The organism is Aeromonas sp. 75A, assembly GCF_051919425.1.
GTDB classification, from domain to species: Bacteria; Pseudomonadota; Gammaproteobacteria; order Enterobacterales; family Aeromonadaceae; genus Aeromonas; species Aeromonas veronii.
On record NZ_JBQBES010000002.1, the window covers coordinates 1046195 to 1067753 of the forward strand.

A 21559-nucleotide genomic window follows, 5' to 3' on the forward strand; every position below is an offset into this window, starting at 1 on the left:
TCATGTTAAAAAATTCCACCATCAAATTGCGTCTTATTGTACTGCTCTGCATGCTCTGCCTGCTGCTGCTGGCCGTTGGCAGCCTCGGGTTATACAACATGCAGAGCAGCAATACCGGGTTGCAGCGCGTTTACAACGACAGGGTGGTTCCCCTCAAGCAGCTGAAGACCATCTCCGACAGCTATGCCGTCTCGATCATCGACAACCTCAACAAGGCCAATGCGGGGCTGATCCCAGCAGAAGAGGCTTTGAAGCAGATACAACAGGCCCAGCAGACAATCAAAAACGAGTGGCATCACTACCAGTCCACCACTCTCACACCGGATGAACAGCGTTTGTCAGCCGAGGCGACAACCCTGTTCAACGCGGCTGATACCGATATTGGCAAGCTGGAGAAATACCTCGCCACCCAGCACGGCATGATTACTGGCATGCTGAACAATTTTGACGGCGCCCTCTATGGCTCCATCGACCCGATAGGCAACAAAATCACCGAGCTGGTCAACCTGCAGCTCAATGTGGCCAAGTCGGAATATACCGCAGCGCAATCCTGGTATGGCGTGATGCTGATAACCATGGCGGTGGTTATCGCGGTCGGCATCGCACTCGCAGCCTGGTTTGGCACCCTGCTGATCAAAAGCATCGTCACCCCTATCGAACAGGCTCTGCGCGTGGCCAATAGTCTGGCCGATGGCAATCTGGATGTATCGATCCAGATAGACTCCAACGATGAAGCGGGTCAGCTCTTGATGGCGATGGATAACATGGTCAAGAAACTGGGGGCCTTGATCACGGATATCGAGACGCTGGTCACCGCCGCTGTCGAACAGGGCGACTTCAGCCACAAGATTGCGCTGGAGGATCGTCAGGGCTACATCAAGCGGGTATCAGAGCTGCTGAATCGCCTCTCCCATGTGACAGATACCAGCCTGGAAGATGTGATGCGCATCGCCACCGCACTCTCCAAGGGTGATCTGACCCAACGGATCGATGAGCCCTACCCAGGTATTTTCGGCCAGACCAAAGACGGCCTCAACCGGACCATCACTGCGCTGACCAATATCATCGAAGAGGTACGCAACGCCGCCGACAACCTGACCAATGCCTCCAATCAGGTGAGCAACACGGCGCAGGCATTGAGCCAAGCCACCAGCGAGCAAGCGGCCAGCGTTGAAGAGACCAGCGCCTCTATCGAGCAGATGAGCGCCAGCATCAATCAGAACACCGAGAACGCCAAGATCACCGACAGCATGGCCAGCAACTCGGTGTTGGAGGCCACCGAAGGGGGCCAATCCGTTCAACAGACGGTGACCGCCATGCAGCAAATCGCCAAGAAAGTCAGCATCATCGACGACATTGCCTACCAGACCAACCTGCTTGCCCTCAACGCCGCCATCGAGGCGGCTCGCGCCGGAGAGCATGGCAAAGGCTTCGCGGTGGTTGCTGCCGAGGTGAGAAAACTGGCAGAACGCAGCCAGATCGCTGCGCAGGAGATTGGCGAGCTCTCCTCCGACAGCGTCAGCAAGGCAGAGAGGGCTGGCAACCTGCTGGAGAGGATCGTCCCCTCCATTCGCAAAACCTCTGACCTGGTACAAGAGATCAATGCCGCCTCAGGTGAACAAGCCAGTGCAGCCAACCAGATCAGTCTGGCCATGAACCAGCTTAATCAGGTGACACAACAGAATGCGGCCAGTAGCGAGGAGCTGGCGGCCACGGCCGAAGAGATGAGCTCGCAAGCCAGCGAACTGCAGCAAACCATGGCCTTTTTTGCTCTGGAAAAAAGTGCGCAACTCAACACCAGGACCCATGAAACCGGCCACAAGGGCATTCCCCCCAGAGGCAGTTTCATCGCCCCCCCACAACGGGCCAGCCAGCCCAATCAACCATCATCCCATTCCATTGATGACGCGGATTTTGTCCGCTTTTAACCGGAGGCGACCATGCATACATCCACCGACATCACGGTGCCATCAGCGGCCGCTGACGAGAGCAGTGGCGATGCCCAGTACCTGACATTTCTGATCAACAACGAGATGTTCGCCATCAATATTCTGGGGGTCAAAGAGATCATCGAATACGGCAATATCACTCCGGTTCCGATGATGCCAGGTTTTATTCGCGGCGTAATCAACCTCAGAGGAGCGGTAGTGTCGGTCGTAGACTTGAATGCCCGCTTTGGCAATGCACCTTCGGTCATCACTCGCCGCAGTTGCATCGTCATTATTGAGGGGGTGGCCCCGCAGGGCGATGAACCTGTAGGTCAGGATATTGGCGTTGTGGTGGATTCCGTATCGGAAGTACTGGGTATCCCACAAGCAGATATCGAGCCCCCACCCAGTTTTGGTGCCCGCATCCGGGCCGATTTCATCAGCGGCATGGGCAAGGTCAACGGCAAATTCGTCATCCTCATCGATACCGGGAAAGTGTTGTCACTCGATGAGATGGCTCAACTCAGCGAACTGGCCCAGCCACAGGCAAGGTTGCCACAAGGCAACCTGCAACCCTCCTGAACAGGCCTCCATACTCCACGACATGCAGCATAAGGAAACGCTCATGACCCAATCACTCTTAGGAAAACTCTTCGGAGACAATGCCACCGAAGTGAGGCAGCGGACCCAGTTACTCGACGCAATAGGCCAGTTGCAACACGCAGTCCTGGCAGAGCAGGTTCCAGCACCACTCGATCTTTCCGGTATGGATAGCCCCTTGCGTGAAGTAGGACATGCCATCAACGAGGTGGTCACCTTGCTCAGTGACAAGCTGGAACAGAGCCGCAACGACATTAAAAAGAACCAGGTGCTGCTCCATGAGAACCAGCTGGTTCGCAAAGCACTCGACTGCGCCAGCACCAACGTGATGATTGCCGATACCAACCTCGACATTATCTATATGAACGAGGCTGTGACCGGCATGCTCAATCAGGCCGAGACCGACATCAAGAAAGAGCTATACAGCTTCAACGCCAATCAGCTGATGGGCGCCAACATCGACAGCTTTCATAAAAATCCCGGCCATCAGCGCGCCATGCTGGCCAAACTCAACAGCACCTACCGTACCCAGATTCAGCTGGGGGGGCGCACCTTCTCCCTGATCGCCAATCCGGTCTTCAACGATACCGGTGAACGGTTGGGATCCGTGGTCGAATGGGCCGACAGAACCAAGGAGGTGATGATAGAGAAAGAGATGTCCGACATTGTGCAGGCCGTGATCAATGGCGAGCTGCACCGCAGGATGGAACTTGCTGGCAAGAGCGGCTTCTTTCAGGCGATGGGAGAAGGGATCAACCAGATTGCCGAAGTGATCGACAGCACCCTCAACGACGTCATCCGGGTCGTGCAATGTCTGGCAAAAGGTGACCTGACCCAACAGATTGAGGCGGACTATCCCGGCGTGTTTGGCACCACCAAGGATGCGCTCAACAAGACCATCGCATCGCTCACCAACATCGTCACCGAAGTGCGCGGCGCCTCTGACAACCTCTCCAGTGCCGCCGAGCAGGTAAGCGCGACCGCCCAGTCGATCAGCCAATCCAGCAGTGAACAGGCCTCCAGCATGGAGGAGACCAGCGCCTCCATCGAGCAGATGAGCGCCAGCATCAACCAGAATACCGACAATGCCCAGGTCACCGATGGCATGGCCAGCAAGGCAGCCAAAGAGGCCGTAGAGGGAGGAGAAGCGGTCAAACTGACTGTGGATGCCATGAAGCAGATCGCCAGACGGATTGGCATCATCGATGACATCGCCTACCAGACCAATCTGTTGGCACTCAACGCAGCTATCGAAGCGGCGCGGGCAGGCGATCACGGCAAAGGCTTTGCCGTAGTGGCGGCGGAGGTGCGCAAACTGGCCGAACGCAGCCAGGTGGCAGCACAGGAGATTGGCGAGCTGGCCTCCAGCAGTGTCGAGATGGCGGAAAAAGCAGGTCGCCTGCTCGATCAAATGGTGCCCTCCATCAACAAGACCTCGGATCTGGTTCAGGAGATCAGTGCCGCTTCGGTTGAGCAATCCACCGGTGTCAGCCAGATCAATCAGGCCATGAACCAGCTGAGTCAGGTTACCCAGCAGAATGCCTCTTGCAGCGAAGAGCTGGCTGCCACAGCAGAAGAGATGAGCAGCCAGGCTGAACAGCTGCAGTTGGCCATGGAGTTCTTTACCCTGGAGGCCCACACCAAAGAAGGTAAAGCAGCCACCTCGCATCTTCACCCCAATACCCGAGGTCGCTTTATGAACGAGAGCACGGCCAACAGTCGGGAACGAGCCGCCACAGTCCAACGCCCCACGGGCGATGGCGATTTTGTCCGGTTCTAGTCACGGGAGAGGCGTTGCCTCTCCCATCTCCGACAACACAGGTAGAGGGATAGTTTTTGTATCAAACCCAGCTGCATGATGATGAGTTCTCCCGTTTCCAACGCTGGCTTCATCAAACGGCGGGGATAGAGCTGTCTCCTGCCAAGAAGGCGCTGGTAGCCAGCCGCCTGGCGAAACGCCTCTGCCACTATGAGCTGGATAGTTATGACGACTATTTCCAGCTCATCATGAACGATCGCAGCAGCGAACTGCAGCTGGCACTTGATCTCCTTACCACCAACGAAACCTACTTTTTCAGGGAGCCCAAACACTTCGAGTTTCTGACGCGGGAGATAGTCTCAGCGCTCCCGCCCGAGCAACCACTGCGGGTCTGGAGCGCTGCCAGCTCATCCGGCGAGGAGCCCTACAGTCTGGCCATGACCCTCGCGGAAAAACGCAGCACCTTCAACTGGGAGATCCTGGCCTCCGATATCTCGTCCAGGGTGCTGGAACAGGCGATGAGCGGTCGCTACCCCATCGAGCGGGCGCAAAATATTCCACTGCCCTTTTTGATGAAATATTGCCTCAAGGGTGTGGGCCTGCAGGAGGGCATCTTCATCATCGATCGCAAGTTGCGGGACAAGGTGCAGTTCATGCAGATCAACCTCAATCAGGATCTGCCGGACATCGGCATGTTTGACGTCATCTTCATCAGAAACGTGATGATCTACTTCAACAAGGAGACCAAAGGGCAAGTATTGCAGCGGCTGGTACCCAGACTCAAACCCGGTGGCTACCTGCTGGTGAGCCACACCGAGAGCCTGCATGGCCTGCACCACGGCCTGCTGCTTGTCTCGCCTTCCATCTATCAGAAGAGATAAGTCATGACTCGGGAGGTGATCCTGCAACCGGGAGAGCTCTTTTTTGGCAAGGAGGATGTGGTGGTCAGAACCGTACTGGGCTCCTGTATTGCCATCACCTTGTGGCATCCGGAGCAGAAGCAGGGAGGAATGTGTCACTACATGCTGCCAAGTCGGCGCAATCCCTCTGCCAAGCTGGATGGGCGCTATGCCGATGAGGCCCTCGCCTTGCTGCTGCAAGCGGCCAGTCACTATCCCGCCCCCATCCATGAATATGAGGCCAAGTTGTTCGGGGGTGGCAACATGTTTACCGAGCCTCAATACGCACAGAGCGACAACAATGTCGCCGCCAAAAATATTCAGGCAGCCTGGCAGCTGACCCGACACCTTGGCCTTGATATCAAGGCTCATCATCTTGGCCATAGCGGCCACCGAAGCTTGCTCTTTGAGCTCAGCAACGGCAGTGTCTGGCTCCGCCATCATCGTCTGCCACATCAACGGGAGTCGCGAGAATGAAGCAGATCCGGGTCATGCTGGTGGATGATTCCGCCGTGGTCAGACAGGTATTGCAAGCGGTGCTGGAGCAGGAGCCTGATATCCGGGTGATAGCCACGGCATCGGATCCCCTGTTTGCCCAGGAAAAACTGAAGAAAGAGTGGCCTGACGTCATCGTGCTCGATGTGGAGATGCCCCGTATGGATGGCATCACTTTTCTCTCCAAGATCATGGCAGAGCATCCAACCCCGGTGGTGATCTGCTCCTCCCTCACAGAAAAAGGGGCCGAGACCACCCTGCAGGCAATGGCTGCCGGCGCGGTGGACATCATCACCAAACCGACCATGGGGATAAAAAGCTTTCTGCAAGAATCTGCCCACGACCTGGCCATGGCAGTACGTGCCGCGGCCCAGGCCAACCTCAAGCGCGTGGGCAAGCCCTCCTCTGTGCCGGTCAGCACCAAACTCAACGCGGATGCCATGCTGGCGCCCAACCAGCACGCCATGGCACAAACCACCGAGCGGCTCATCGCCATCGGCACCTCGACCGGCGGTACCCAGGCGCTGGAAGCCGTGCTGACAGCCTTGCCCCGGGTAAGCCCCGGCATTGTCATCGTGCAGCACATGCCGGAGAAATTTACCGCCATGTTTGCCGAGCGGTTGAACGGGGTCTGCCAGATAGAAGTGCGGGAGGCGAGGAACAATGACCGGGTAATCCCGGGGCTGGCGCTGATTGCCCCCGGAGGCAAGCATATGCTGCTCAAACGCAGCGGTGCCTACTATCACGTCGAGGTAGTCGACGGGCCGCTTATCAATCGCCATCGCCCCTCGGTAGATGTGCTGTTTCGCTCCGTCGCCAAATATGCCGGCAAGAATGCCACCGGCATCATCATGACCGGCATGGGGGATGACGGAGCCCGGGGATTGCGCGAGATGCTGGATGCGGGTGCCAACACCTATGCCCAGGATGAGGCCTCCTGCGTGGTCTTCGGCATGCCCAAGGAGGCGATCAAGCTGGGAGCAGCCCGCCATGTACTTCCCTTGCAAGAGATGCAGTACGCCATCCTCGGCAAGTAATCCCTTATTGCGCGTTTTGACCATAAAAAAATCCGGCTCCCATTGGGGAGCCGGATTTTTTACATCAACCGGAACCTATCCGGTATCAGGCGAGCAGATTACTCTGCAGCAGGCGCTTCTTCTGCGACCGGAGCGGCGTCAGCAGCAGGTGCAGCTGCTTCGGTCGGGGCGTTCGCTTCCTTGATGGAGAGACGTACGCGGCCCTGACGGTCCACTTCCAGTACCTTCACCTTGACTACGTCACCGATGGTCAGGTGGTCAGCCACGTTCTGCACGCGAGCGTCGGTGATCTGGGAGATGTGTACCAGACCATCTTTGCCCGGCAGAATGTTGACGAATGCACCGAAATCGGCCAGACGAACAACTTTACCTTCATAGATGCGGTTCACTTCGATCTCGGCGGTGATGGCCTCGATGCGACGGATCGCTTCCATGGCGGCTTCGTTGGCCACGGCGGAGATACGTACAGTACCGTCATCATCCAGCTCGATGTTGGTGCCGGTCTCTTCGGTCAGCGCACGGATCACGGAACCACCCTTACCGATCACGTCCTTGATCTTCTCGGGATTGATCTTGATGGTGTGGATACGCGGTGCGAAATCGGAAATCTGGGCACGGGGAGCCTGGATAGCTTCGTCCATCACTTTCAGGATGTGCAGACGAGCGCCACGAGCTTGCTTCAGCGCAATCTCCATGATCTCTTTGGTGATGCCTTCGATCTTGATGTCCATCTGCAGCGCGGTCACACCTTCGGTGGTACCGGCTACTTTGAAGTCCATGTCGCCCAGGTGATCTTCGTCACCCAGAATGTCGGACAGCACGACGAAACCTTCTTCTTCCTTCACCAGACCCATGGCGATACCGGCAACGGAGGCCTTGATCGGCACACCGGCATCCATCAGCGCCAGAGAGGAACCACAGACAGACGCCATGGAGGAGGAGCCGTTGGATTCGGTGATTTCAGAGACCACGCGCACCACGTACGGGAACTCGGCGGCGCTCGGCATCACGGCAGCAACGCCGCGCTTGGCCAGACGGCCGTGACCGATTTCACGACGCTTCGGGCTACCCATCATGCCGGTCTCACCGACACAGTATGGCGGGAAGTTGTAGTGCAGCATGAAGCGATCGGCACGGTTGCCGGTCAGCTCGTCGATGTTCTGGGCGTCACGCTCGGTACCCAGAGTGGCGACCACGATGGCCTGAGTTTCACCACGGGTGAACAGGGCAGAACCGTGGGCACGGGGCAGAATACCGGTACCTACGCTCAGGGCGCGGATCATTTCCGGATCGCGACCATCGATACGCGGCTCACCACGTACTACGCGACCACGAACGATGCGGCTTTCCAGGCTGTGGAACTCTTCGCCGATCTTCTTGGCATCTTCTTCCACACCGGAAGCGATAACTTGCTCAACCACACGACCCTTGATGGCCGCGATAGTTTCGTAACGAACAGCCTTCTCGGTGATGCGGTAGGCTTCACCCAGCTCGGCGCTCGCCAGCTCGGCAACCTTGGCTTTCAGCGCTTCGTTGACGGCAGGCGGAGTCCAGTCCCACGGCTTGGTGCCGACGGCAGCGGCAAACTCGTTGATCGCATTGATCACGGTCTGCATCTGCTCGTGACCGTACACCACGGCGCCCAGCATCACTTCTTCGGAAAGGATGGCCGCTTCGGACTCAACCATCAGCACGGCATTGGCAGTACCGGCAACCACCAGATCCAGATCGCTCTGCGGCAGTTCGGTAGTGGTCGGGTTCAGCACATACTGACCGTTCATGTAACCCACGCGAGCAGCACCGATCGGGCCGCCAAACGGGATACCGGAGATGGCCAGTGCAGCAGAGGCACCGATCATGGCAACGATGTCGGGGGATACGGCCGGATTCACGGACATTACGGTCGCAACGACCTGAACCTCATTGAGGAAGCCTTCCGGGAACAGCGGACGAATAGGACGGTCGATCAGACGGGAGATGAGGGTCTCGCCTTCGCTCGGACGGCCTTCACGACGGAAGAAACCACCCGGGATACGACCAGCAGCATAGGTACGCTCCTGGTAGTTGACGGTCAGCGGGAAGAAATCACGGCCGTGATCGGCCTCTTTCTTGCCGACTACGGTCACAAATACGCAGGTATCGTCCATGCTGACCATAACGGCCGCAGTGGCTTGACGGGCCATCACACCGGTTTCCAGAGTGACGGTGTGTTGACCGTACTGGAATGACTTTACAATAGGATTCACGTGAATTTCCTTTTTACAATTTGGCTCTTTAAATTCGCGCACAAGTATACTTGATTCGATGCAAAAGGTAAGCGGCGACGCGAATTCTGTGAGGCAGGCAACGGCTTGAAGAGCAATAAAAAAGGGGAACCTGACGGTTCCCCTTTTTCGCGAAATCTGATGGTCGATTAACGACGCAGACCCAGCTTGGCGATCAGAGCAGCATAACGCTCGGAATCTTTACGCTTCAGGTAGTCCAGCAGCTTACGACGCTGGGAAACCATGCGCAGCAGACCGCGACGACCGTGGTGGTCCTTGGAGTGCTCTTTGAAGTGACCTTGCAGATGGTTGATCTGGGCAGTCAGCAGGGCAACTTGCACTTCGGGGGAACCGGTGTCGTTGGCGCAACGAGCGTTGTCAGCAACGATTTGAGCTTTGATCTCAGCATTTAGAGACATGGTAATACTCCAGTAGAGTGTTTAAAGGTTCACAGCCAATCTCTAATTCAGCCGTGAAATGAGGGCCGTATCATAATCGTCCCCGCCCCTTTTCGCAACGATAAAGAGGCGAAACGGGAAAGACGCGCAGATACGCCTGAGGATCACTCCTCGTCGTGATAACGCACCAGTCGCTTGGGGGCGACGCGGCCATCATCATCAATCTCGCCAACACCGATGAACTCGCGCTCCGGGCCGACCGTCATGCGAACCTGACCGCTTTGCGGCGCACCCGCTACCTGCACGGCCTGGCCCTGATTCACATAGGCAGCCACAACAGCCAGCATGTTCACCTCGGGCAAGCTTGCCACGGCGGTATCCATCGGTAACAACAGCGGATCCAGCTGCTCGCGCGGCGGGATGCTCTCGGCCTTGGCCTGCTCGAAGATGCACTCGAGTTGCTCCAGAGTCAGCATCCGCTCGTACGGATAGCTGGCCACCTGGGTACGACGCAACTGAGTCACGTGGGCACCACAGCCCAGCACTTCACCCAGATCATCCACCAGAGAGCGGATGTAGGTGCCTTTGCTGCAGTGCACTTCAAGGCGCACTTCATCACCTTCGAAGCTCAGCAGTTTGAGCTCGAATACGGTGATGGGACGGGCTTCACGCTCAATCTCGATGCCTTCGCGGGCATATTCGTAGAGCGGACGGCCGTTGTGCTTGAGCGCGGAGTACATGGAGGGCACCTGCATGATGGGGCCACGGAACTGGTCCAGCGCCTCGATCAGGGTACCGACAGCCACGTTCACCGGACGGGTGGAGACCACCTCACCGTCGGAGTCGCTGGTGTTGGTGCGCTCGCCCAGTTTGGCGGTCACCTCATAGCGCTTGTCCGCTTCCAGCAAATACTGGGAGAACTTGGTGGCCTCGCCGAGGCAGATCGGCAGCATGCCGGTCGCCAGCGGATCCAGTGCGCCGGTGTGACCGGCCTTGGCGGCGTTGTAGATGCGCTTGACCTTCTGCAACACATCGTTGGAGGTCAGGCCGGTCGGCTTGTCCAGCAGCAGAATGCCGTGCACATCACGGCCCTTGAAACGACGTCTTCGGGTCATCTCAGGCTTTATCCTCAGTCGTGTCATCCGGTGCGGATTCAGCTTCTTCGTCACGGCCGGATTCGGCCATGCGACGCTTGTCTTCACGCACAGTGTTGGTCACCAGGTTGGAGAGACGCATCCCCTCGACCAGGGTCTGGTCGTAGTAGAAACGCAGCTCGGGCACCACGCGCAGACGCATGGCACTGCCCAGCAGACTACGGATATATCCGGCTGCTTCGGTCAGACCCTGCAAGCCTTCCTTGATGCGCTCGGCATCATTTTCCAGCTGCAAGAAGGTGACGTAAATCTTGGCATAGTTGAGGTCACGGGACACTTCCACATCGGAAACGGTCACCATGCCGATGCGCGGGTCTTTCACCTCGCGCTGCAGGATCAGCGCAATTTCACGCTGGATCTGCTGTCCGACCCGACGGGTCCGGCTGAATTCTCTGGCCATATTCTATCCTGCGATAAAAGGGGGCCGCGGCCCCCTATTTTGTCTAACTCTCGGCTTACAGAGTCCGTTGGATTTCAACAGTCTCGTAAACTTCGATCTGGTCGCCTTCGCGTACGTCGTTGTAGTTCTTGACCGCAATACCACACTCGTAGCCGTTGCGAACTTCGTTGACGTCATCCTTGAAGCGGCGCAGGGATTCCAGCTCGCCTTCATAGATAACCACGTTGTCACGCAGAACGCGGATACGGTTGGAACGCTTGACCACACCTTCGGTAACCATACAGCCGGCAACGGCGCCGAACTTCGGAGACTTGAAGACGCTACGCACTTCAGCCAGACCGATGATCTCCTGACGATACTCAGGGGCCAGCTTGCCGCTCATGGCCTGCTTCACTTCGTCGATCAGGTCATAGATGACGGAGTAGTAACGCAGATCCAGGCTCTCGGATTCGATGACCTTGCGCGCAGATGCGTCGGCACGGACGTTGAAACCAACCAGGATGGCGCTGGAAGCAGCAGCCAGGGTCGCGTCGGTTTCGGTGATACCACCTACGCCGGAACCCACGATCTTCACCTTCACTTCGTCGGTGGAGAGTTTAACCAGCGCATCGCAGATCGCTTCCACAGAACCTTGTACGTCGGCCTTGATCACCACGTTCACTTCGGACACTTCGCCCTCGGTCATGTTGGCGAACATGTTTTCCAGCTTGGCCTTCTGCTGGCGAGCCAGCTTGACTTCGCGGAACTTGCCCTGACGATAGAGCGCCACTTCACGGGCTTTCTTCTCGTCACGGACAACGGTGGCTTCGTCACCGGCAGAGGGAACGCCGGACAGACCCAGAATTTCCACCGGCAGGGACGGACCCGCTTCCTTGATCTCGCGACCCAGTTCGTCACGCATGGCGCGAACACGGCCGTACTCGAGACCACACAGAACGATGTCGCCCTGACGCAGAGTACCTTCTTGTACCAGTACGGTAGCAACCGGACCACGACCTTTATCCAGGAAGGATTCGATCACCACGCCGTTGGCCATGCCGTCAACCACCGCTTTCAGCTCCAGTACTTCAGCCTGGATCAGGATGGCTTCCAGCAGGTCGTCGATGCCTTCGCCAGACTTGGCGGATACGTGCACGAACTGGCAGTCTCCACCCCAATCTTCGGACATGACGTTGTAACGGGCCAGTTCGGTCTTGACGCGATCCGGATCCGCTTCAGGCTTATCGATCTTGTTGACCGCAACAACCAGCGGCACACCGGCAGCCTTGGCGTGCTGGATAGCTTCGATGGTTTGCGGCATCACGCCGTCGTCAGCTGCAACAACCAGAACAACGATATCGGTCGCCTTGGCACCACGAGCACGCATGGAGGTAAACGCCGCGTGACCCGGGGTATCCAGGAAGGTGATCATGCCACTGTCAGTCTGGACGTGGTAAGCACCGATATGCTGGGTAATACCACCGGCTTCGCCAGCAGCAACCTTGGCTTTACGAATGTAGTCGAGCAGCGAGGTCTTACCGTGGTCAACGTGACCCATGATGGTAACGACCGGTGCGCGCGGCTTGGCTTCGGAGGTCTCGTCACGATCGGACAGTACCGCCTCTTCCAGCTCGTTCTCACGACGCAGCACAACCTTGTGACCCATCTCCTCGGCGACCAGCTGAGCAGTCTCCTGGTCGATCACCTGGTTGATGGTGGCCATGGCGCCCATCTTCATCATCACCTTGATGACTTCAACGCCCTTGACGGCCATCTTGTTGGCCAGCTCAGCCACGGTGATGGTCTCGCCGATGACGACGTCGCGGTTCACCACGGCAGCCGGCTTGTTGAAGCCGTGCTTCATGGCGTTCGGCATGGCGACCTTGCCGCGCTTGCCTTTGCGGGCTCGCGGGTTGCGAGAGTCGCGATCATCTTCACGACGACCGGCTTTCTTCGGTGCCTTGGCAGCTGCAGCAGTGCGGCGGCTGGTCTCTTCTTTCCGATCCAACTCGTCTTCTGCGGCTTGCGCATGCTTGTTGGTGGTCAGATGGTAGTCGCTGCTCTCTTTGGCGCGAGCGGCCTCTTCTTCAGCCCAGCGGGCTGCGTTCTGTTCCGCCATGAGACGAGCCTCTTCGGCTTTCTTCGCGGCGAGTTCTTCAGCTTTTTTCAAAGCTGTTTGTTCCTGTTGGCGCTTCAGTTCTTCTGCTTCGCGCTTGGCCATCTTTTCTGCCTCTTGCTGAGCTGTGCTACTGGCTGCTTTGGCGGGCTGTGAAGCCTGTCGAGCCTTTGATTGTGCCTCGATCCGCGCCTTTTCCTCAGCTTCACGACGAGCCTGCTCAGCCTCACGGCGAGCCTTCTCTTCAGCTTCGAGGCGAGCCTTCTCTTCGGCCTCGCGACGAGCTTTTTCTTCTGCTTCCAAACGCGCTGTTTCCTCGGCTTCCGCCTGACGCTGTTCATCTTCCAGCGCCGAGCGTCTTACATAGGTGCGAGACTTGCGCACTTCTACCTGCACTTCCTTGTTCTTGCCGCCAGTACCCTGAACACTGATGGTGCTCTTGGTTTTGCGCTGCAAGGTCATGCGGGCAGGAGCGGCGACCTCGTCACCTCCATGCTGTTTCTTCAGGTGTGCCAGCAGGGCCTGTTTCTCAGACTCGCTGACCATGTCGTCGGCCTTGCTCTTGCTGATACCGGCATCGACAAACTGCTGGAGAAGACGATCAACCGGTGTGTCGATGTCAGTGGCAAGTTGTTTGACTGATACTTCTGCCATTCATTTTCCTCCGTTTGATCTTACTCGGACTGCTCTTCTCCGAACCAACAGATATTGCGAGCAGCCATAATGAGCTCACCTGCCTTCTCGGCAGTCAGCCCTTCAATATCAGCAAGGTCATCGATACCTTGCTCAGCCAAATCTTCCAGGGTGCCCACGCCACGGCCCGCCAGAGCGTAAGCCAGTTCGCGGCTCAGACCGTTCAGATTGAGCAGCTCTTCGGACGGCTCAACACCATCGAAAGACTCTTCTTTGGCCAGTGCCTTGGTAGTCAGGGCATCTTTGGCGCGCTTGCGCAGCTCTTCGACCATGTCTTCATCCAGACCGTCGATAGCCAGCAGCTCGTTGACCGGTACAAAGGCGATCTCTTCCAGGGTAGAGAAGCCCTCTTCCATCAGCAGACCGGCGAAATCGTCGTCGATATCCAAAGTGCTGGTGAACAGGTTCATGATGCGGTCGTTTTCGGCCTGGTGCTTGGCACGCATGTCCTCAACGGTCATCACGTTCAGCTCCCAACCGGTCAGCTGGGAGGCCAGACGCACGTTCTGACCATTGCGACCGATGGCCTGAGCCAGGTTGGCAGCTTCCACGGCGATATCCATGGTGTGGTTGTCTTCATCAACGATGATGGAAGCCACATCGGCAGGTGCCATGGCATTGATCACGTACTGGGCCGGGTTGTCATCGTACAGCACGATGTCAGCGCGCTCACCGCTCAGCTCGGCGGAGACAGCTTGCACACGGGCGCCACGCATGCCGATACAGGCACCGATCGGGTCGATACGACGATCGTTGGTCTTCACCGCGATCTTGGCGCGGGAACCCGGATCACGGGCCGCGCCCATGATTTCGATCATCTCTTCACCGATCTCCGGTACTTCGATACGGAACAGCTCTTTCAGGAAGTCCGGGCTGGAACGACTGACAAACAGCTGGGAACCACGGGCTTCCGGGCGTACTGCGTAGAGCAGGCCACGGACACGGTCGCCCGGGCGGAAGGTTTCACGCGGCAGCATGTCATCACGGAAGATCACGGCTTCAGCATTGCTGCCCAGATCCAGGATGACGTTGTCGCGGTTGCTCTTCTTGACCACACCACTGATGATGGTGCCTTCTTTATCTTTAAACTGATCAACTACTTGTGAACGCTCGGCTTCGCGCACTTTCTGCACGATAACCTGCTTGGCGGTCTGGGTAGTGATACGGTCGAAGGTCACAGAGTCGATCTGGTCTTCAACATACTCACCGATCTGGATTTCCGGCTGATCAATTTGTGCCGCTTCCAGGGTGATTTCAGCATAGGGGTTCTCCATCGCGGCTTGATCCGCAATTACTACCCAGCGGCGATAAGTGTCGTAGTCACCGGTCTTGCGATCGATTTCGACCCGGACTTCAATCTCGCCTTCATATTTCTTCTTGGTCGCAGTCGCCAGCGCGGTTTCCAGAGCCTGGAAGATCTTCTCGCGGGGTACCGCTTTCTCGTTGGATACTGCGTCAACGACCAGCAAAATCTCTTTATTCATATCCGATAGCCTCGTTAACCAAAGTTCGGCACTATGTTCGCTTTTTGGATATTGGTGAAAGCCAACACGTCGTCCTTACCATCTACTGTCAGGGTGATCATGTCGCCTTGCACAGCTTTGATTACGCCTTTGAACTTGCGGCGGTTGTTTGTTGCCATCCGAAGCGTTACCGCCGCCTCTTGGCCAACGTATTTTTCGAAATGGGCAACCTTGAACAGGGGACGATCCAGGCCGGGGGAGGATACCTCGAGGTAATACTCCTCGGTGATGGGATCTTCGACGTCCATGATGGCGCCAACCTGATGGCTGACCTCAGCACAGTTCTCGACAGTCACACCCTGCTCGCCGTCGATATAGACACGCAAGGTGGAGTGTTTACCCGCGCGGATAAACTCAATACCCCAAAGTTCAAAACCCAAGGCAACGACCGGAGCCTCGAGCAGATCGGTCAAACGTTGTTCCAACGTAGCCAAAGTCACCCTCCGAAAAACAAAAAAAGGGCATAAAGCCCAGATAGAGATCGATTCAGAGTAAATCGCACATAACAAAAAGCCCCGATGTCAAATCGGGGCTTGGCGCTTTACCCTGATTGTCGCCTCGCAGCGACCGCCTTCCTGAGCGTAGGAAATGCGTGAAATTTGGTTGCGGGGGCCGGATTTGAACCGACGACCTTCGGGTTATGAGCCCGACGAGCTACCATGCTGCTCCACCCCGCGTCCGAAATCGTGCGAGATTATAGCCACTTCATTCTTTCTATACAAGACTGACTTGGCTATAACATCCCGGTTACCCGGGTCACTGCTTAATTGGTGCCGTGGGCGGGACTCGAACCCGCACACCCTAGAGCACTACCCCCTCAAGATAGCGTGTCTACCAATTCCACCACCACGGCAAAACTCTTATTCGGGAACGTCAGTATCTTTCTTCACTGGCGCTTTGGTCTGCTCAACCTGTTGGGTTTGTTGCAGATTTTCCCATTCACTGCCCTGTTTTACCTTGTTGCTGGACATAGAGCCGAGCACCAAGCTGATAACGAAAAACAGAGTAGCCAAAATTGCTGTTGTTCGGGTCAGGAAACTGCCTGAACCACCGGAGCCGAATACTGTGTTCGATGCCCCTGCGCCGAAGGAGGCGCCCATATCAGCCCCTTTACCTTGCTGAATCATCACAAGACCAATCAGGGCCAGTGAAACCAGCAGATAAACGACTAAAAGAATCTCGTACATTTAACTTGCACCCTTTGCCGCTTCAACAATTCCTAAAAACGCATCGCTATCGAGGCTTGCTCCGCCAATCAGTCCGCCATCAATGTCGGGCTGTGCAAACAAATCTCTCGCGTTGCTTGGCGTTACGCTCCCACCATAGATGATTCTAACTTTCTCACCTATTACCGGAGTATCCTCCGCCAAGCGACCACGTATAAAGGAATGAACCTCTTGTGCCTGCTCGGGTGTGGCGCATTTACCTGTACCTACAGCCCAAATCGGCTCGTAGGCGATGATAGCATTATCGAAAGCCATCGCGCCATTTTTCTCTATGACGATATCCAGCTCTTCAGCGATCACCTCGAAGGCTCTTCTCGCCTGCCTCGCCGCGCCTGATTCACCTAAACAGAGGATGGGAATCAAGCCTGCCGCTCTGGCTGCCGCAAACTTCTCTGCGACGATAAAACTGGTCTCACCAAAGATACGCCTGCGCTCGGAGTGCCCTACCAATACGTAACGACACCCTGCCTCAACCAGCATCTGACACGAGATTTCTCCGGTGTAAGCGCCAGCCTCGTGCTGACTCACATTCTGAGCCCCCAACTTTATTACATTCTGCTCATTAAGCAGTGAAGCGCTAAAGTCGAGATGCACATGGGAGGGACAGAGAACCACATCTACTTTTCCGTCAACGCCGTTTAGGCACTGACTTGTAAACTGCTCTAACTGCGACCTACTACCGTGCAACTTCCAGTTGGCTGCTACAAACGGCTTGCGATGTCCCATCGGCAACTCCCTTGCGAAAGCGGGGCTGATAATATCCAGAGGATGCTCAGCTGACAAGTGCTATTTTTAAATTTTTGAATCGTTTGAACAAGATACAACCAGGGCGGCTAAAAAGCCGCCCCGAGTGTTCATTAAAACGCCGATTCAACCTGCTTGGCGATGCGCTGAGCCATGTCACGTACCTGCTGTTCATGCTCCCCTTCGACCATGACCCGGATCAGCGGTTCGGTACCTGATTTACGCAACAGTACGCGACCACGACCAGACAGCTCCTGTTCCACCTTGGCAACCTCAGCCATGACAGCATCCGCGGCCAGCGGATCCTTGCCTTCGGCAAAGCGAACATTCACCAGCACCTGCGGGAACTTGCTCATGCCGGAGCGCAGCTTGGCAAGCGGCATCTCGGCACTGCGCATGGCGGTAAGTACCTGCAAGGCAGCCACGATGCCATCCCCGGTGGTAGTCTGATCCAGACAGATAATGTGACCGGAGTTCTCGCCACCGATACGCCAGCCCTTCTCTTCCATCATCTCCAGCACATAGCGGTCACCCACTTTGGCACGGGCAAACGGAATGCCCAGGGTTTGCAGCGCCAGCTCCAGACCCATGTTGGCCATCAGGGTGCCGACGACACCGCCTTTGAGGCGACCATTGCGCAGGGCATCGCGCGCGATGATATAGAGCACTTCATCACCGTCGATGAGATAGCCGGTATGGTCAACCATGATCAGACGATCACCATCACCATCAAAGGCAACCCCCAGATCGGCCTTGCACTCCAGCACCTTGGCCACCAGAGCGTCAGGTGCAGTCGAACCGACACCATCGTTGATGTTGAGACCATCCGGGGCACAGCCCATGGTGATCACTTCGGCACCCAGTTCGCGGAAAACCGACGGCGCAATGTGGTAAGTGGCGCCGTGGCCACAGTCGACCACCATTTTCACCCCATCCAGATTCATGTGGGAGGGGAAGGTGCTCTTGCAGAATTCGATATAGCGACCGGCGGCATCATCAATGCGCACCGCTTTGCCAAGTTCGGCCGACTCGACACACTTGAGCTCGTGATCCAGCTCGGCTTCGATAGCCAGCTCGACATCATCGGGCAGCTTGGTGCCGTCGGCGGAGAAGAACTTGATGCCGTTGTCGTAGAAGGGATTGTGGGAAGCGCTGATGACGATGCCAGCTTCGGCACGGAAAGTGCGAGTCAGGTAGGCAACCGCCGGCGTGGGCATCGGTCCCATCAGAATGGCCTTGAGGCCTGCCGCAGAGAGCCCCGCTTCCAGCGCGGATTCCAGCATGTAACCGGAGATGCGGGTATCTTTGCCAATCAGCACCTTTTTGGTGCCCTTCTTGGAGAGCACCTTGCCGGCAGCCCAACCTAATTTCATTACAAAATCAGGGGTGATCGGGTATTCGCCAACCTTGCCGCGCACACCATCGGTACCGAAATACTTTCTTGCCATTGTCTGTTCTCTTTATTATCTGGAAATAAAATCTTGTCCCGTCATTGCCAGCCAACCGACGCGCAATGCGTCCATGGTCTCCCGTACATCATGTACCCTGATGATGCGGGCCCCATGCTGCATGCCGATAAGGGCGCATGCCAGACTGCCCGCCAGACGCTCATCCACCGGACGGCCCAGCAGGTTGCCTATCATAGACTTTCGCGACATCCCCACCAATAGCGGCAAGCCATAATCAAGCAGTTCCTTTTGAGCCGCCAACAGCTGATAGTTGTGTGCAAGGGTTTTGCCAAAGCCATATCCCGGATCCAGCAACAGCTCTTCACGACGGATCCCGACCGCCAGACAAGCCGCAATACGCTCATCAAAGAAGGCGCGCACCTCCCCGATCAGGTCGTCATAGTGCGGCTCGACTTGCATGGTTCTCGGCTGCCCCTGCATATGCATCAGACAGACCGGAACCCGCGCTTCGGCCGCGGCTTGCAGTGCTCCCGGCTCTTGCAGTGCCCGCACATCGTTGATCAGATGGGCTCCCGCCTTGCAACCCTCCCGCATCACAGCCGCTTTGGAGGTATCGAGGGAGATCATCACATCCAGCTCACGGGCCATCTGCTCCACGACAGGAATGACCCTGTCCAGCTCCTCCTGCTCGTTCACATCGGGCGCACCAGGGCGGGTTGACTCGCCACCGATATCGATAAGGGTCGCCCCATCCGCCACCATTTGACGGGCATGGGCCATTGCCCGTTCAAACTGGTTGAAATTACCGCCATCGGAGAAGGAGTCGGGCGTCACATTGAGGATCCCCATCACATGGGGACGATCGAGGGAGAGGCTGAGCCCCTTGCTGGTTAACTGCATTTTCACGTCCATCTGATAAAGAAAAACCCCGGGCAAGCCCGGGGTTTGGAGAGTCACAATTATTTAGCCGGCGCGTCATTGGCTTTGTCGATAGTGACATCCGCCACCGGTGCAGCCTCATCGGCAGGCTTGGCCTCGGCAGCCACAGTGGAACCGCCTTGCGGGGTATCACCATGCTCGTCATGCCAGTTGCTCGGAGCACGAACCTCGCGACGGGCCATCAGATCATCGATCTGTTTGGCGTCGATGGTTTCGTACTTCATCAGCGCATCTTTCATGCTGTGCAACACGTCCATATTATCCAGCAGGATCTGCTTGGAACGGGCGTAGTTGCGGTCGATGACCTGCTTGACCTCTGCATCGATCACGCGAGCGGTATCGTCGGACATATGCTTGGCCTTGGCCATGCTGCGACCGAGGAACACCTCGCCATCTTCTTCCGCATAGAGCATCGGGCCGAGACGCTCGGACATACCCCACTGGGTCACCATCTTGCGTGCAATCTCGGTGGCACGCTCGATATCGTTGGATGCACCGGTCGATACCTTCTCGGCACCGTAGATCAGCTCTTCTGCCAGACGACCGCCATACAGACTGGAGATCATCGACTCCAGATGCTGCTTGGAGTGGCTCCAGCGATCCTGCTCCGGCAGATACATGGTCACACCCAGCGCACGACCGCGCGGAATGATGGAGACCTTGTAAACCGGGTCATGGTCAGGAACGAGACGACCAATGATGGCGTGACCAGCTTCATGATACGCAGTCATCTCTTTCTCGGACTCTTTCATCACCATGGAGCGACGTTCTGCGCCCATCATGATCTTGTCCTTCGCCTTCTCGAACTCAGCCATGGAGACCACACGGCGACTTTCGCGAGCGGAGAAGAGCGCAGCTTCGTTGACCAGGTTAGCAAGGTCAGCGCCGGAGAAGCCGGGCGTGCCGCGGGCAATCAGCGCCGGGTTGACATCATCTGCCAACGGAACCTTGCGCATGTGTACTTTCAGGATCTGCTCGCGACCACGGACATCCGGCAGACCGACCACAACCTGACGGTCGAAACGGCCCGGACGCAGCAGTGCCGGATCCAGTACGTCAGGACGGTTGGTGGCAGCAATGACGATGATGCCTTCATTGCCTTCAAAACCATCCATCTCGACCAGCATCTGGTTAAGAGTCTGCTCACGCTCATCATGACCACCGCCCAGACCGGCGCCACGCTGGCGACCGACGGCGTCGATTTCATCGATGAAGATGATGCAGGGAGAGGATTTCTTGGCCTGCTCGAACATGTCGCGTACCCGGGAGGCACCGACACCGACGAACATCTCCACGAAATCGGAACCCGAGATGGTGAAGAACGGCACCTTGGCCTCACCCGCAATGGCCTTGGCCAGCAGAGTTTTACCGGTACCGGGAGGACCAACCAGCAGTACGCCAGTCGGGATCTTGCCACCCAGTTTCTGGAATTTGCTCGGGTCGCGCAGATAGTCGACCAGCTCCTTCACCTCTTCCTTGGCTTCATCGCAACCTGCAACATCGGCAAAGGTAGTCTTGATCTGATCTTCGCTCATCAGGCGAGCCTTGCTCTTGCCGAACGACATGGCACCTTTGCCACCGCCGCCCTGCATCTGACGCATGAAGAAGACCCAGACACCGATCAGCAGCAGCATCGGGAACCAGGAGATGAAGATAGAGGTCAACAGAGACGGCTCTTCCGGCTTCTCGCCCATCACTTTGACATTGTGATTGAGCATGTCGTTGAGCAGCTGGGGATCCGGCGCAGGGATGATGGTGGTGAATCGTTCACCAGTACGCTTGACGCCATTAATGACCTTACCGTCCATCCGCACTTCACGGATCTGCTCTTGGGTCACCTCTTTAACGAAGCTGGAATAGTCCAGCTGGCGACTGGTGGTATCGCTGGGGCTGAAGCTATTGAACACCGACATCAAAACGACGGCGATGACCAGCCACAGGATTAAGTTTTTCGCCATGTCACTCAAATCAGTAACCTCGCAGACTGACAGTTAAC

Annotated in this window: 18 protein-coding genes and 2 tRNA genes; 6 read left to right on the forward strand and 14 right to left on the reverse strand. The window is 56.9% G+C overall.

The features are described from left to right. Positions 1-2 precede the first annotated feature (2 nt). Genes ACTG2T_RS04650 through ACTG2T_RS04675 form a run of 6 tightly spaced genes read left to right on the forward strand, consistent with a single transcriptional unit; the run spans position 3 to position 6718 of the window. The gene (locus ACTG2T_RS04650) at positions 3-1928 is read left to right on the forward strand and encodes a HAMP domain-containing methyl-accepting chemotaxis protein (RefSeq protein ID WP_330124002.1); all 1926 of its coding nucleotides are present in this window, start codon (positions 3-5) and stop codon (positions 1926-1928) included. A gap of 12 nt (positions 1929-1940) precedes the next feature. Then, positions 1941-2510: a chemotaxis protein CheW gene (locus tag ACTG2T_RS04655; protein WP_257700099.1), complete on the forward strand. Its 570-nt coding sequence runs from the start codon at positions 1941-1943 to the stop codon at positions 2508-2510. 43 nt (positions 2511-2553) lie between these two features. Next, complete coding sequence (locus ACTG2T_RS04660; protein WP_330124001.1) at positions 2554-4308, forward strand: methyl-accepting chemotaxis protein; 1755 nt, start codon at positions 2554-2556, stop codon at positions 4306-4308. A gap of 56 nt (positions 4309-4364) precedes the next feature. Then, positions 4365-5168, forward strand: coding sequence for a CheR family methyltransferase (locus ACTG2T_RS04665; protein WP_330124000.1), 804 nt, complete (start codon positions 4365-4367; stop codon positions 5166-5168). Positions 5169-5171: 3 nt separating this feature from the next. Further along, entirely contained in the window at positions 5172-5663 is a 492-nt protein-coding gene (gene cheD / locus ACTG2T_RS04670; protein ID WP_005338793.1) for a chemoreceptor glutamine deamidase CheD, read from the forward strand. After that, positions 5660-6718 carry a protein-glutamate methylesterase/protein-glutamine glutaminase gene (locus tag ACTG2T_RS04675; protein ID WP_042080649.1) on the forward strand — a complete coding sequence of 353 codons (1059 nt, stop codon included), beginning with the start codon at positions 5660-5662 and terminating at the stop codon, positions 6716-6718. The genes cheD and ACTG2T_RS04675 overlap by 4 nt, the downstream gene beginning before the upstream one ends. Positions 6719-6816: 98 nt before the next feature. Here the strand turns inward: ACTG2T_RS04675 and pnp are convergent, their stop codons facing one another. From pnp to ftsH, 14 genes are all read right to left on the reverse strand, one after another. Then, positions 6817-8964 carry a polyribonucleotide nucleotidyltransferase gene (pnp, locus tag ACTG2T_RS04680; protein WP_201937376.1) on the reverse strand — a complete coding sequence of 716 codons (2148 nt, stop codon included), beginning with the start codon at positions 8962-8964 and terminating at the stop codon, positions 6817-6819. A 167-nt stretch (positions 8965-9131) separates the two neighbouring features. Further along, positions 9132-9401, reverse strand: a complete 270-nt coding sequence (rpsO, locus tag ACTG2T_RS04685; protein ID WP_005338797.1) for a 30S ribosomal protein S15 — start codon at positions 9399-9401, stop codon at positions 9132-9134. A 143-nt stretch (positions 9402-9544) separates the two neighbouring features. Next, complete coding sequence (gene truB, locus ACTG2T_RS04690) at positions 9545-10495, reverse strand: tRNA pseudouridine(55) synthase TruB (RefSeq protein ID WP_005338798.1); 951 nt, start codon at positions 10493-10495, stop codon at positions 9545-9547. Between the two features lies 1 nt (position 10496). Next, complete coding sequence (gene rbfA / locus ACTG2T_RS04695; RefSeq protein WP_005338799.1) at positions 10497-10934, reverse strand: 30S ribosome-binding factor RbfA; 438 nt, start codon at positions 10932-10934, stop codon at positions 10497-10499. Between the two features lie 55 nt (positions 10935-10989). Further along, the gene (gene infB / locus ACTG2T_RS04700) at positions 10990-13683 is read right to left on the reverse strand and encodes a translation initiation factor IF-2 (protein WP_005338806.1); all 2694 of its coding nucleotides are present in this window, start codon (positions 13681-13683) and stop codon (positions 10990-10992) included. A 20-nt stretch (positions 13684-13703) separates the two neighbouring features. Further along, entirely contained in the window at positions 13704-15206 is a 1503-nt protein-coding gene (nusA, locus tag ACTG2T_RS04705; RefSeq protein WP_005338808.1) for a transcription termination factor NusA, read from the reverse strand. A 14-nt stretch (positions 15207-15220) separates the two neighbouring features. Then, a complete protein-coding gene (gene rimP / locus ACTG2T_RS04710) occupies positions 15221-15679 on the reverse strand; it encodes a ribosome maturation factor RimP (protein ID WP_005338809.1) in 459 nt (152 codons plus the stop codon). A 166-nt stretch (positions 15680-15845) separates the two neighbouring features. Beyond that, a tRNA-Met gene (locus tag ACTG2T_RS04715) sits at positions 15846-15922 on the reverse strand. Between the two features lie 91 nt (positions 15923-16013). Beyond that, positions 16014-16098, reverse strand: a tRNA-Leu gene (locus ACTG2T_RS04720). A 7-nt stretch (positions 16099-16105) separates the two neighbouring features. Further along, positions 16106-16432 (reverse strand): preprotein translocase subunit SecG, encoded by a 327-nt coding sequence (gene secG, locus ACTG2T_RS04725; RefSeq protein ID WP_005338811.1) that lies wholly within the window; start codon positions 16430-16432, stop codon positions 16106-16108. After that, a complete protein-coding gene (tpiA, locus tag ACTG2T_RS04730; protein WP_330123999.1) occupies positions 16433-17197 on the reverse strand; it encodes a triose-phosphate isomerase in 765 nt (254 codons plus the stop codon). Between the two features lie 131 nt (positions 17198-17328). Next, positions 17329-18663, reverse strand: coding sequence for a phosphoglucosamine mutase (gene glmM / locus ACTG2T_RS04735; RefSeq protein WP_113739043.1), 1335 nt, complete (start codon positions 18661-18663; stop codon positions 17329-17331). Positions 18664-18678: 15 nt separating this feature from the next. Then, complete coding sequence (folP, locus tag ACTG2T_RS04740) at positions 18679-19524, reverse strand: dihydropteroate synthase (protein ID WP_113739044.1); 846 nt, start codon at positions 19522-19524, stop codon at positions 18679-18681. A gap of 59 nt (positions 19525-19583) precedes the next feature. Continuing rightward, the gene (ftsH, locus tag ACTG2T_RS04745) at positions 19584-21530 is read right to left on the reverse strand and encodes an ATP-dependent zinc metalloprotease FtsH (RefSeq protein ID WP_042060094.1); all 1947 of its coding nucleotides are present in this window, start codon (positions 21528-21530) and stop codon (positions 19584-19586) included. Positions 21531-21559: the final 29 nt, after the last annotated feature.

Excerpts from the sequence above, each read along its gene's own strand:
- ACTG2T_RS04660 (WP_330124001.1), top strand. The coding sequence starts at position 2,554 with ATGACCCAATCACTCTTAGGAAAACTCTTCGGAGACAATGCCACCGAA.
- folP (WP_113739044.1), bottom strand. The coding sequence starts at position 19,524 with ATGCAGTTAACCAGCAAGGGGCTCAGCCTCTCCCTCGATCGTCCCCAT.
- infB (WP_005338806.1), bottom strand. The coding sequence starts at position 13,683 with ATGGCAGAAGTATCAGTCAAACAACTTGCCACTGACATCGACACACCG.
- truB (WP_005338798.1), bottom strand. The coding sequence starts at position 10,495 with ATGACCCGAAGACGTCGTTTCAAGGGCCGTGATGTGCACGGCATTCTG.
- ACTG2T_RS04650 (WP_330124002.1), top strand. The coding sequence starts at position 3 with ATGTTAAAAAATTCCACCATCAAATTGCGTCTTATTGTACTGCTCTGC.
- rpsO (WP_005338797.1), bottom strand. The coding sequence starts at position 9,401 with ATGTCTCTAAATGCTGAGATCAAAGCTCAAATCGTTGCTGACAACGCT.
- secG (WP_005338811.1), bottom strand. The coding sequence starts at position 16,432 with ATGTACGAGATTCTTTTAGTCGTTTATCTGCTGGTTTCACTGGCCCTG.
- tpiA (WP_330123999.1), bottom strand. The coding sequence starts at position 17,197 with ATGGGACATCGCAAGCCGTTTGTAGCAGCCAACTGGAAGTTGCACGGT.
- glmM (WP_113739043.1), bottom strand. The coding sequence starts at position 18,663 with ATGGCAAGAAAGTATTTCGGTACCGATGGTGTGCGCGGCAAGGTTGGC.
- ACTG2T_RS04675 (WP_042080649.1), top strand. The coding sequence starts at position 5,660 with ATGAAGCAGATCCGGGTCATGCTGGTGGATGATTCCGCCGTGGTCAGA.
- ACTG2T_RS04655 (WP_257700099.1), top strand. The coding sequence starts at position 1,941 with ATGCATACATCCACCGACATCACGGTGCCATCAGCGGCCGCTGACGAG.
- cheD (WP_005338793.1), top strand. The coding sequence starts at position 5,172 with ATGACTCGGGAGGTGATCCTGCAACCGGGAGAGCTCTTTTTTGGCAAG.
- rbfA (WP_005338799.1), bottom strand. The coding sequence starts at position 10,934 with ATGGCCAGAGAATTCAGCCGGACCCGTCGGGTCGGACAGCAGATCCAG.
- nusA (WP_005338808.1), bottom strand. The coding sequence starts at position 15,206 with ATGAATAAAGAGATTTTGCTGGTCGTTGACGCAGTATCCAACGAGAAA.